General features: G+C 69.1%; 11 protein-coding genes. 4 read left to right on the forward strand and 7 right to left on the reverse strand.

Going from position 1 to position 11,191, the window contains the following annotated elements:
* Window positions 1-40: 40 nt before the first annotated feature.
* Window positions 41-796, forward strand: a complete 756-nt coding sequence (locus tag VFA08_05230) for a class I SAM-dependent methyltransferase (protein ID HYZ12993.1) — start codon at window positions 41-43, stop codon at window positions 794-796.
* A gap of 22 nt (window positions 797-818) precedes the next feature.
* Here VFA08_05230 and VFA08_05235 read toward each other — a convergent pair whose 3' ends face one another.
* Both VFA08_05235 and VFA08_05240 read right to left on the reverse strand, forming a co-directional pair.
* Window positions 819-1,685 (reverse strand): MBL fold metallo-hydrolase, encoded by an 867-nt coding sequence (locus VFA08_05235; GenBank protein ID HYZ12994.1) that lies wholly within the window; start codon window positions 1,683-1,685, stop codon window positions 819-821.
* Window positions 1,686-1,689: 4 nt separating this feature from the next.
* Complete coding sequence (locus VFA08_05240) at window positions 1,690-2,328, reverse strand: NUDIX domain-containing protein (GenBank protein HYZ12995.1); 639 nt, start codon at window positions 2,326-2,328, stop codon at window positions 1,690-1,692.
* A 107-nt stretch (window positions 2,329-2,435) separates the two neighbouring features.
* Between VFA08_05240 and VFA08_05245 the strand changes: the two genes are divergently transcribed.
* Complete coding sequence (locus tag VFA08_05245; protein ID HYZ12996.1) at window positions 2,436-3,539, forward strand: SAM-dependent methyltransferase; 1,104 nt, start codon at window positions 2,436-2,438, stop codon at window positions 3,537-3,539.
* Window positions 3,540-3,565: 26 nt separating this feature from the next.
* On the opposite strand, the gene VFA08_05250 is transcribed toward VFA08_05245, so the two are convergent.
* Together VFA08_05250 and VFA08_05255 are read right to left on the reverse strand one after the other, a co-directional pair.
* Window positions 3,566-3,997 (reverse strand): hypothetical protein, encoded by a 432-nt coding sequence (locus VFA08_05250; protein HYZ12997.1) that lies wholly within the window; start codon window positions 3,995-3,997, stop codon window positions 3,566-3,568.
* A 79-nt stretch (window positions 3,998-4,076) separates the two neighbouring features.
* Entirely contained in the window at window positions 4,077-5,267 is a 1,191-nt protein-coding gene (locus VFA08_05255; protein ID HYZ12998.1) for an NADH-quinone oxidoreductase subunit D, read from the reverse strand.
* Window positions 5,268-5,482: 215 nt separating this feature from the next.
* Between VFA08_05255 and selA the strand changes: the two genes are divergently transcribed.
* Both selA and selB read left to right on the forward strand, forming a co-directional pair.
* Entirely contained in the window at window positions 5,483-6,871 is a 1,389-nt protein-coding gene (selA, locus tag VFA08_05260) for an L-seryl-tRNA(Sec) selenium transferase (GenBank protein HYZ12999.1), read from the forward strand.
* Window positions 6,872-6,907: 36 nt separating this feature from the next.
* On the forward strand, window positions 6,908-8,770 hold the full coding sequence (gene selB, locus VFA08_05265) for a selenocysteine-specific translation elongation factor (GenBank protein ID HYZ13000.1): 1,863 nt from the start codon (window positions 6,908-6,910) through the stop codon (window positions 8,768-8,770).
* 40 nt (window positions 8,771-8,810) lie between these two features.
* Here the strand turns inward: selB and VFA08_05270 are convergent, their stop codons facing one another.
* From VFA08_05270 to VFA08_05280, 3 genes are all read right to left on the reverse strand, one after another.
* Complete coding sequence (locus tag VFA08_05270; protein HYZ13001.1) at window positions 8,811-9,278, reverse strand: RidA family protein; 468 nt, start codon at window positions 9,276-9,278, stop codon at window positions 8,811-8,813.
* Window positions 9,279-9,382: 104 nt separating this feature from the next.
* Complete coding sequence (locus tag VFA08_05275; protein HYZ13002.1) at window positions 9,383-9,649, reverse strand: WhiB family transcriptional regulator; 267 nt, start codon at window positions 9,647-9,649, stop codon at window positions 9,383-9,385.
* A 121-nt stretch (window positions 9,650-9,770) separates the two neighbouring features.
* Entirely contained in the window at window positions 9,771-11,081 is a 1,311-nt protein-coding gene (locus VFA08_05280) for an NfeD family protein (GenBank protein ID HYZ13003.1), read from the reverse strand.
* Between the last annotated feature and the right edge of the window lie 110 nt (window positions 11,082-11,191).

Below are 11,191 nucleotides of genomic sequence, written 5' to 3' on the forward strand. Positions count from 1 at the left end.
CTCGCTTGACACGCGCGCGCCTCGCACGGTCAGCTTGCGCATGGACGACTACGGCCCATCCACCTACGGCGAGCGCATCGCTGAGGCGTACGACGACAGGTACGGCGAACTTGCGTTCGGCGGTGATCTGCCAACGACCGTCGCGTTTCTGAAGGAGCTTGCTGGAGGCGGCGCGGCACTCGAGCTCGGGATCGGTACAGGCCGCGTGGCGCTCCCGCTCAGTGCGACCGGAGTGCGTGTGCACGGCATCGACGCGTCACAGGCGATGGTGGCCCGGCTTCGCGCCAAGCCCGGCGGCTCGGAGATCGCCGTGACGATGGGCGACTTCCGCGATTTCATCGTTCCCGAGCGCTTCTACCTGATCTACGTCGTGTTCAACACGTTCTTCGGCCTGCTCGAGCAGGACGACCAGATCTCCTGCTTTCGGGCGGTCGCGCGGCACCTCACGGACGACGGGGTGTTCGCGATGGAGGCGTTCGTCCCGGATGCGACGCGATGGGACCGCGGTCAACGCGTCTCGGCGACACGCGTCGAGCTCGACGAGGTGGAGATCGAGGTGTCCCAGCACGACGCGCTCGCGCAGCGCACGCATTCGCACCACCTCATCGTGCGAGGGGACGGCATCAAGCTGTTTCCCGTGCGGATCCGTTACGCGTACCCGTCCGAGCTCGACCTCATGGCCCGCCTCGCCGGGATGCGCCTGCGCGAGCGGTGGGCCGACTGGGATCGGTCTCCGATCGCGGCGACGAGCCAGAAGCACATCTCGGTGTGGGAGCTCGATCGCGCCGGCACTTGATCGAGGCGATGTCGCTCGTCGTTCAGCCGGATTCCTGGAGCGCTTCGACCGTGCACTTACTGCACAGGGGGCCCTTGCCGCGAACCGGACGACCGCATCGCGCACACGCTCTTGGCTCGATCGAACGGTACGTCGTGCCGTCGCCGCGCGTGACGCGTTCGACGCGCCCCTCGGCGTGAAGCTTCAACAGGTGTGCGGTCACCGATCGTGCCGCCAGCTCGTGGACGTCCGCCGGGTACTCGCTGTAGATGGTCTGAACGAGCTCCTTGACCGACCGCGCCCCTTCTGCGAGCGCCGCGAGGATCTCGCGCTCGCGCATCGCTCGATGCTCGATGTACTCGTCGAGCTTGCGCGCCGGGTCGAACACGATCGGCCCGTGTCCCGGATAGATCGTCCGCGGATCGAGCTCCTTCATCCGGTTGAGGGAACGCAGATACGCGACGAGGTCGCCCTCTGGCGGGTCGATCAGGCTCGTTCCGCGACCGAGCACCGCGTCGCCGGTGAACAGGGCTCGAACGGTCGCGTTCCAGAACGCGACGTGATCCGGGGTGTGACCGGGGGTCGCGATAGCAGTCAGCGACACGCCGTCGCACGAGACGGCGTCGCCGTCGCGTAGCCGCGAGCCGCCCGTGGGCGGTCGGAACGCATGGATCGTCGCCCCGGTGAGCGCGGCGAGGCGAACGGCACCGGGCGCGTGATCGGGATGGTCGTGTGTGAGCACGATCGCCCCGACGCGGGCGGCACTCCCTCGGACCTCCTCGAGATGACTCTCGTCGTCCGGTCCGGGATCGACGACGATGGCCGAGGTCTCGCCCACCACGTACGTGTTGGTTCCTTCGAGCTCACGAACCCCCGGATTCGGCGCAAGCACGCGGGCGACGCGGAGCAACTGATCAGTCCTGCCAGAAGACGGACCGAGGCAGACGTTCGAGCTCGTCCGCGTCGGGCTCCCGCGTGGCGATGCGGAGCTCGAGCAGTTGCTCGACGCTGGCGCACGCCGAAATGGCAACCACCGTGTAGTACGTCGGCCAGTAGAGCTTCCGGCGACCCGTCCGCCACTCCTCGAGGAGACTGCGCGGCGACACCCACCAAACGTCCGAGGCCTCGACGCCGTCGGCAACGGGGCGCAGCGCGTGGTCCGCGCGCGCTGCGAAGAATCGCGCGTCGAACCGCGTGGGGACCTGCGGCGGTGCGACCCAGTGCGCGACCTCGCGGAGCTGTTCCGCCTTCGGCGGAGAGGACGAGATGATTTCGAGGCCGAGTCCGTTCGCTTCCCGAAGGCCGCTCGAGGTCAGGGCGAGGCCGACCTCCTCGAGCAGCTCACGAACCGCGCACGCGCGGTCGACCTCGTCCGTCGATCCGAACCAGTCGTGCGACAGGCGGGCGTCGACGTCGTCGGTGGAGCCGCCGGGGAACGCGACGTATCCGGCGAGAAAACGGCTGCTCGAGCCGCGCTCGAGGACGAGCACCTCGAGCTCGCCGTCGCCGTCGCGCGCGACGATCGCCGATGCGGCCTTGCGCAAGGGTTTCACGCACGAATCCTCGCACGCGGTCATCCGGCCGACACCTCATCGTTCGGGCCCGCACACCGGCCACATCGCTCGCTGCGCACCCCGCGCCCCCCGTACGCTTGGTGGCGATGAGCAGCGACGTCGCCGAACGCATCCGCCGCCGCATCCTGGCCGACGGACCGATCACGTTCGCCGAGTTCATGGAGGAGGCCCTCTACGGCCGAGGCGGGTTCTACGATGCGACACCGATCGGGTCGAGCGGCCACTTCGTGACGAGCCCGCACGTGCATCCGGTCTTCTCGCGACTCGTCGGTGCGGCCCTCGAGCAGATCTGGGTGAACCTCGATCGGCCGATCCCTCTCCGCGTGGTCGAGGTAGGGGCTGGAGACGGAACCATGGCGCGAGAGATCGTCACCGGGTTCGAACGCGCCGCCATCGAGATCTCGTACGAGGCGGTCGAGGCGAGCACCGCCGCGCGGGAGGCCCTCTCCGCGATCACGCCGCACGTGGCCGGATCGATCGTGGAGATCGAGCCGCTCGATCCTGGTCTCGTCGTCGCAAACGAGTTGCTCGACAACCTCCCGTTCCGTCGGATCCGCCAGCGGGGCGGTACGCCCGTCGAGATCCGAATCGCCGCCGACGGCGACGGGTTCGTCGAGGTCGAACAGCCGGTCGAGGACGAGCAGCTCAACGGGTTGTCACTCGGCGACGGCGAAGAAGCCGTCATCCCCACCGGAGCGCTCGGGTTCGTCGACGCGCTCGGAAGAACCATCCAACGCGGCTACGCGCTGCTGATCGATTACGCCTCGACGGACACGGGAACGGAACGGGTTCACGGCTACCGAGATCATCGGGTTGTCGCCGACGTCCTCGACGCTCCCGGCTCTGCCGACATCACCGCCGGAGTCGACCTCGACGCGATATCACGGCGCGCTCGCGAGACGGGGCTCGTCGCGTTCGAGACGGTCTCACAGCGCGACGCGCTCACGGCGCTGGGCCTCGCCGACTGGCTCGGCGAGGAGCGCCGCTACCAGCAGGAGATGCTGGACTCGTCGAGCGGCGACGAAGCCGTTCGCGCGTGGGGAAGCCGAAGCCGCGCGCAACTGCTCGCAGATCCCGCCGGGCTCGGCCGCCTTCGCTGGCTGGTGATCGGGACCGCCGGTCTGGCCGAACCACCGTGGCTCTCACGAGCTCGGGAGAGCGGCGGGTCGCGATCCGACCCCGCTGTGTAGACCGCAGCGGAGCGGTCCCGGGAGGTTCAGCCGCGAGCCGTGGACCGCTTCGAACGTGGGGAGGTCGCTCGCCTACGCGTGCGCTTTTCGCCGCTCGGACGCCGCTGCGGTCGCGCGGCTTGCTGGTCCAAGAAGCGCTCGATGAGGCCGCGAACGACGCCCGCCATCGAGAATCCCGCATCCGTCGACCATTGGCGGAGCCGTTCGTGCAGTTCGGGTGGGAGCCGAACCGGAAACATGGCCACCGGCCCGGTCATCTCGATCGGGGGCGTCCCATGCGAGAACACCACGTCCGCCGGGATCGACGGCCCGGGGAGGCTTCGCGTAAAGGTGCCCGGCGGCGCGAACTCCGTCCCCTCCGGAACGCAGCGGAACAGCGCGATCAGAACCTGATCCTGCTCACGTTGGGGAAGCGATCGAACCGCCTTCAACAGAAGTTTCGCGGCGCGCTCCTCCACGGCGACCTCCTCGGCGAGATACCGGTGCGATATCGGTGAGCGATATCGTCCACGGGACGAGCCCCGAGTGCAAGAGGCGTCAGCGGTCGATGTCGCCGACGACGAAGAAGACCGAGCCGAGGATGGCGATCAGGTCGGGAACAAGGGTCCCGGGGAGCATCGCCGGCAGGACGGACACGTTCGAGAACGATGCGGTACGCATCTTCAGGCGGTACGGCTCCACCTTTCCGTTCCCGACCATGTAGTACGCCATCATGCCGAGCGGGTTCTCCGTGCGGACGTACACCTCACCGTCGAGCTTCAGCGTCTTGGGGAGCTTCGCCGCCCGGAACTCGCCGGCGGGTAGCTTCTCCATGCACTGCTCGATGATGTTGCAGGACTGCCGCATGCGCTGGGCCAGGACCCACAGACGGTCGTACGAGTCGCCGTTCCGGCCGATCGGGATGTCGAACTCGACCTCGTCGTACTTCTCGTACGGCTCGTCCTTGCGCGGGTCCATCGGCACGCCGGATGCCTGGAGCACGGGACCCGAGCAGCCGTAGGCGATCGCGACGTCCGGCGATAGCACGCCGATCCCCTTCGTCCTGGCGAAGACGATCTCGTTGCCCATGACGAGGTTGTCGAACTCGTCAAGCTTCTTCCGCACGTGCTTGAGCACCTCGGCCGACTGCTTCAGCCACCCGCGCGGAAGGTCGTCCTTCAGCCCGCCCGGTCGCACGAAGGAGAAGTGCATGCGCGCGCCTGTCGCGCTCTCCATCAACGCCTGGATCATCTCGCGCTCGATGAACGCGTAGAAGATCGGCGTCATCGCGCCGAGCTCGAGCGGGTACGACCCCATGAACATCAGGTGGCTCAGGATGCGGTTCCACTCGGCGAGCATGGTGCGGATCCACTTGGCACGGTCAGGAACCTCGACGCCAGCGAGCTTCTCGACCGCCATGATGAAGCCGAGCTCGTTGTTGAACGCCGACAGCCAGTCGTGCCGGTTCATCAGGACGAGCGTCTGCCGCGAATCGCGGTGCTCCGCGAGCTTCTCAGCGGCCCGGTGCATGTAGCCGATGACCGGCTCTGCTCGCGTGATCACCTCGCCGTCGAGCTCCAGGACGAGGCGCAGGACCCCGTGCGTGGCCGGGTGCTGCGGCCCGATGTTGAGGATCATCTCCTCGGTCCGAAGCCCGCCGGGCCCCACGACTTCGATGTCGATGCCGCCGCCGCGGACCATCCAGTGTTCGCCGGCGGCGGTGAAGTGCGCGCGCTCTTCGGTGTCCACCGCAGGCCATCCTACCGTCGCGTCGCGGAGCGTCGGCCGGGCATCGACGGGCCCGGCCTCGCGCAGGGGCTACGCTGAGGGAGACATGGCGAGGGCGGGGGTGCGGGGGCTCGAGAAGTGAGCGAGCGCCAGCGAGCGAACGTAGCCTCCGCGATAAGCGGGGTGCGGGGACTCGAGAAGTGAGCGAGCGCCAGCGAGCGAACGTAGCCCCCGTAATGAGAGGCTCCGAGCCGCGACGGCGCATCCCGTCGGTCGACACGCTGCTCCGATCCGATCCGGCGCGACGCGCCAGCGAGTTGTTCGGCCGGGCAGTCGTGAAGCGTACGTTGACCCGGACGCTCGACGACGTCCGCGGCTCAGCCGAACGCGGTCTGCCCGTCCCGAGCGACGACGTGATCCTTGCGCGGGCGATCGGCCTTGCGTCGTTCGCGGCGAACGGCCTGTCGCCCGTGATCAACGCCACCGGCGTCGTCCTCCACACGGGGCTGGGTCGCTCGCCGCTGCCGGGGCCCGCGGCCAAGACGGCCGCGAAGGTCGCGACGGGGTACTCGGACCTCGAGCTCGATCGCGAAACGGGTGCGCGCGGACGCCGGAGCGGGAGAGCGGAGATCCTACTGACCGCGCTGACGCGGGCCGAGGACGCGCTCGTCGTGAACAACGGCGCCGCCGCGATGTTGCTCGCGCTCTCCGCTCTTGCGCGGGGACGGCACGTGCTCGTCTCACGCGGCGAGCTGATCGAGATCGGCGGCGAGTTCCGGATCCCGGAGATCGTCGCAGCGTCGGGCGCGCGGATGGTCGAGGTGGGAACGACCAATCGAACGCGCGTGGACGACTTTCGCGCCGCGCTCTCCGACAAGACGGCGGCGATCCTCAAGGTCCATCCGAGCAACTACCGGGTGATCGGGTTCACGGCCGAGCCGACGGCGGGCGAGCTCGCGACACTCGCTCGAAAGGCCGAATTGCCGTTCGTGTACGACCTCGGATCGGGACTGCTCGAGGGCGTCCACGGGATTCCCCCGGGGGAGCCCAACGCCGTCGACGCGTTACGCGACGGCGCCGATCTCGTCCTTTTCTCCGGCGACAAGCTCCTCGGTGGTCCGCAGGCCGGCATCGTGCTCGGTCGGCCAGACCTCGTGACGAGGCTTCGCCGACATCCCATCGCGCGCGCGGTGCGCGTGGACAAGATGCAGGTCTCGGCGCTCGAGTCGGTGCTCGCGATGTACGCGACCGAGCGTCGAGCGGACCTCCCACTGTGGAAGATGCTGCGAGAGCCCGCGGAGGCCATTCACCGCCGTGCCGAGAAGCTGGCACGCGCGCTCGACGGCGAGCTCTCCGGTGCGCACGTCACATCGTGTACCTCGGCGGTCGGCGGTGGGTCGCTTCCGGGATTCGCGATTCCGTCGTACGGCGTCGAGGTCCGCTCTCGCGACCCGAACGCGATGGCGGCACGGCTCCGAACGGGATCGCCTCCTGTGTTCTGCCGGGTCACGGAACGCGGCGTACTGTGCGACCTGCGGACGGTCGACGACGAGCAGCTCCCAGATCTCGCGCGGGCGATCCAGTACGCGCGCGAGGGCGACGAGTTCGTCGACGACGACGGCTGAGCGATCGAAGCTCGGTTCGAGAGCGAGCAGCGCGCGATGATCGATCGGGTCGAACCCCTCCAGGTCGTGGCGACCGCCGGGCACGTCGATCACGGCAAGTCGAGCCTCATCACACGCCTCACCGGTATCGACCCCGACCGGCTGGCCGAGGAGAAACGGCGGGGTCTCACGATCGATCTCGGTTTCGCCTGGGCCACGTTGCCTTCCGGCCGCGAGGTCGGCTTTGTCGACGTACCGGGGCACGAGCGGTTCGTGCGCACGATGCTCGCCGGCGTCGGCCCGGTTCGGCTGGTGCTGTTCGTTGTCGCCGCCGACGAGGGTTGGCGACGACAGACCGAGGAGCACCTCGCCATCATCGACGTGCTCGGGGTCACGGGCGCGGTCGTGGCGCTGACCAAACGCGACCTCGTCGACGCGGATCGCCTCGAGGACGCACGGATGGAAGTCATCGAACGCGTTCGCGGCTCGGCGCTCGAGGGCGCGACGGTCGTGTCGTGCTCGTCCGAAACCGGCGAGGGCGTGAACGAGCTCGTCGGCGCGCTCGACGACATGGTCGCGAACGCGTCAGCTCCGCCGACGGACGGGCGGACACGCCTGTTCGTCGATCGCGTCTTCCCGGTCGCCGGTGCGGGGACCGTCGTCACCGGAACGCTGACCGGCGGACCGCTGGCCGTCGGCGACGAGGCTGAGGTGTTGCCGACCGGTGTTCGCGCGCGTATCCGATCGCTGCAGACGCACAAGAGGCAGATCGAGGTGGCGAGGCCCGTTTCCCGCGTTGCGGTAAACCTGGCGGGGGTCGACCGCTCGCGGCTGACGCGCGGCGACGTGCTGGCGCATCCCGAACGGTGGCACCCGACGAGCCTGATCGAGGCGAAGATCCGACCCGTGCGAGGCCTCGCGCACGAGCTCACCTCCCGAGGCGCGTTCTCGTTCCACGCCGGAGCTGCCGACCGTGACGCGAAACTGCATCTGTACGCCGTGAGGTCCGTACCAGACGACGGCGCGTTCGTGCGGATCTACCTGTCGGCGGCGGTGGTCCTGGACGTGCACGACCGGTTCGTTCTTCGCGAGTCGGGACGAAGCGAGACCGTGGCCGGCGGTGTCGTCCTCGACACGTTCCCGCCGCGCCGCGCCGGCGCCACGGCGATCGATCGCCTCACCGTTCGGGAGCAGGCGACGCGCGACGAGCTTGCCGAACTGCTCGTGTCCGAACGCGGCGCGGTGCCGGTTGCCGATGTCCGCATCGTCGCCGGAACCGACCCGTCGGATATCGCGAACGCCCGTCGGGCCCGAGACTGGTGGGTGCACGATCGCGTCGCCCACGTCGTTCGCGACGGCGTGACGGCGGCGCTCACGGCGTTCCACGACGCGTCGCCCCACGCCGAGGGTCACGAGATGGCCGCCGTGCGACGCGACATCGTCGCCGCGCTGCGCCGCGCCGGTGCGCCGAGCGACGCGGAGCTCGCCGACGCGCTCCTCGCCCGTCTCGTCGACGACGGCACGATCGAACGAGCGGGTTCGCTGTTCCGTCTCCCCGGACGAACCTCAGGTATCGCGACGGAGGAGGTCGAAGCGGTGGCGCGCGCCGTCGCGGACGCCGAGCCGACGCCGCCGACGGTTGCCGAGCTTCAACAGCGGGGTTTTTCCAGCGACGCGATCGACGCCGCGGTTCGCCAGGGCGTGCTGGTCCGGATCGCGCCGGACCTCGTCCTCACACGATCGATGGTGGACCGCGCGATCGAAGTCGTTCGCGAAGCCGGCGCCGAAGGTTCGACCGTGAGCAAGGTGCGCGAGCGCCTCGGCACGTCGCGCCGGTACGCCGTTCCGCTGATGGAGCATCTCGACAGGACGGGAGCCACGCGCCGATCCGGCGACCTGCGATTCGCGCGCGGGACGTAGCCTTTCGCTGCGCCGCACAACGCTCGCTTCGCTCGCTGTGCTACCCCCGTCCCCCCGCGACGCGTGCGATCAACGCGACCTCGACGGACGCCCCGAGCGGAAGCTCCGCCACACCGACCGCCGCGCGAGCGTGCTTTCCGTCCTCGCCAAAGATCTCGACGAGCAGGTCGCTCGCCCCGTTCGCCACCTTCGGCTGATCGCCGAAGCCCGGGGCGGACGCGACGAACACGTCGAGCTTCACGATGCCCTTCACTCGATCGAGCGAACCGAGCTCCTGGCGCAACATGGCAAGCGCCTGGAGCGCGCACCGACGGGCCGCTTCCTGCCCCTGCTCGATGGACACCTCGGCTCCGAGCTTGCCGGTCGAGAGCACCTTGCCGTCCTCCATCGGGATCTGACCGGAGACGAACGCTTGGTCCCCCGACACCCGAACGGGGATGTACGACGCGAGAGGAGCGACAGGCGCCGGCAGCCGGATACCGAGGTTCGCCAAGAGCTCCTCGACCACGGTTACGAACGGCCCTCCGCGAACCTCACGTACGCCATCCTCGCAGAGCGCTCACCGATGCGCTCGCCTCGCGTCGGAGAGGTGACTGTCCGGACTTCGATGCCTCAGCCGGCGAGCGCGCGCCGCCTCACCAATTGTCTGCGTTCGAATTCGTTCAGGCCGCCCCAGATCCCGTGTGTCTCGCGGATCCGGATCGCGTACTCCAGGCAGACGTCGCGAACGGAGCACCGCGCGCAGATGGCCTTCGCCTTCGCCTCGCGCCCATCCTTCTCGTCGCGTTTCTCGAAGTAGTTCGGGGCGAAGAACAGCGAGGCGTCCTCGCCACGGCACGCGGCGGCGAACTGCCATCCCCACGTCCAGTCCGCGTACATCCGTTCGGCCACGCGGGCACTCCCCCTGGAGCGGGACCTCGCGTCCCTCGAAAGATGGTTCGTATCTGGACGGCAACGGGATTCAGCAGCCCGGATGTTTCCGCCGCGTTGCGCCGAAACGTCACGGCTCGTCGTGCTCGGGATTCGCCTCGACCTCGGGCTGAACGCGCAGGGTGAGCCCGTCGACGCCCCGAACACGAACGCGCGTGCCGGCCGGGATCGGACCGTCGACGCCCCGAGCGCGCCACAGCGTTCCCTTCACGTGGACCGGCCCCTCCGGACGAAGCTCCCCCTTCGTCTCGCCCACCAGCCCGACCAGCGCCGTCTGCGTTGCCGTCATCCGATCCCGCGACTGCGTGGCCACGGTCAGCCCGAACGCCCAGTACAGGAGCGCCGCCACCGTGGCCGACCCGATCAACCACGGAGACAGGTCGATCTCGTCGGAGACAGCGGAGAACAGGAGGATCGATCCCCCGACGAACCCGCCGAGTCCGACTAACGTCGGAGCGCCGAGCGACCGCGCTCGCACTTCGAACGTCATCAGCGCCACGCCGCCGAGCAGCAGAGCGAGGCCGAGCCACGAAAACGGCACGACGGTCAGTCCGTAAACCGCGAGTGCCAACATCAGGACGCTCGCGATTCCCGCGAAGCCCAGCCCCGACTGCGTAAGCTCGAACGCCAGCCCCGCCAACCCGAGCACCATCAACACGTAGATCCACGTCGGCGATGCGGCCGCGTGGAGGGTCCGGTCCCACGGGCCGAGGTCGACGAACCGGACGTCGACTGGATCCTCGCTCTCCTCGCGCGCGATCCTGGTCTGCAACGTCTCGTCGCCGGTGGCGGTGGAGACGGTCCTCTCGTCGATCTCCTCGAGGAGCTCGACCACCGAGACGGCGGCCACGTCCGCGATCCCACGATCGAGCGCCTGCTGCGCGGGAAGGGGCTCCGCCGGGAACGGCTCGGTGACGGAGCGGCCACGTTCGGTCGTCCACGTGTCGATGAGGTCGACCAGCTCGGCGCGCGTCGGGTCCGCGCGATCAGCCAGGTCGAGGGGCGTGAGTGGTCCGGCTCCTGCACCGGGGGCCATGGCGCCGAGGCTCGCGGCGTACATGAACAGGAGTGCGGCGCCGCGGGCCTTGGCAGGCGCCGGACCGATCCACACGATTACCGGCACGGACGCTTCGTGGATCCTCTCGGCGAGCCCGACGGCGTCTTCGTCGAGCGTGCCCGCGCTGTCGAGCTGCAGCACGAGGGTCGCGCCGTTCGTCTCGGCCTCGGCGATCACGTCACCGAGGTAGTCGGCGACGGTCCGGTCCATCGACCCGTCCACCTCGGCCACGACCACCGACGCCCCGTCGGCCTCCTGCGCCGTGGCCGTCGCGACGGGCGCCAAGAGGGCGACGGCAAACAGGACGAACACGGCGCGACGCATGGATCGGCCATGCTACCTGCGGGTTCTGCGCCGTGGACGCGGGATATCCTTCGCCCGAACGCGAATGCAGACCAGAGAGCGAAGGCCGCGGACCGGGGCCGCGCCCGCCG

The sequence above is a fragment of the Actinomycetota bacterium genome, assembly GCA_035640355.1.
GTDB lineage: Bacteria > Actinomycetota > UBA4738 > UBA4738 > HRBIN12 > CALGFI01.

What these genes read in the sequence shown, in the direction of transcription:
- VFA08_05230 (HYZ12993.1), top strand. Translation starts at nt 41, where the DNA reads ATGGACGACTACGGCCCATCCACCTACGGCGAGCGCATCGCTGAGGCG.
- VFA08_05245 (HYZ12996.1), top strand. Translation starts at nt 2,436, where the DNA reads ATGAGCAGCGACGTCGCCGAACGCATCCGCCGCCGCATCCTGGCCGAC.
- selA (HYZ12999.1), top strand. Translation starts at nt 5,483, where the DNA reads ATGAGAGGCTCCGAGCCGCGACGGCGCATCCCGTCGGTCGACACGCTG.
- selB (HYZ13000.1), top strand. Translation starts at nt 6,908, where the DNA reads ATGATCGATCGGGTCGAACCCCTCCAGGTCGTGGCGACCGCCGGGCAC.
- VFA08_05275 (HYZ13002.1), bottom strand. Translation starts at nt 9,649, where the DNA reads ATGTACGCGGACTGGACGTGGGGATGGCAGTTCGCCGCCGCGTGCCGT.
- VFA08_05280 (HYZ13003.1), bottom strand. Translation starts at nt 11,081, where the DNA reads ATGCGTCGCGCCGTGTTCGTCCTGTTTGCCGTCGCCCTCTTGGCGCCC.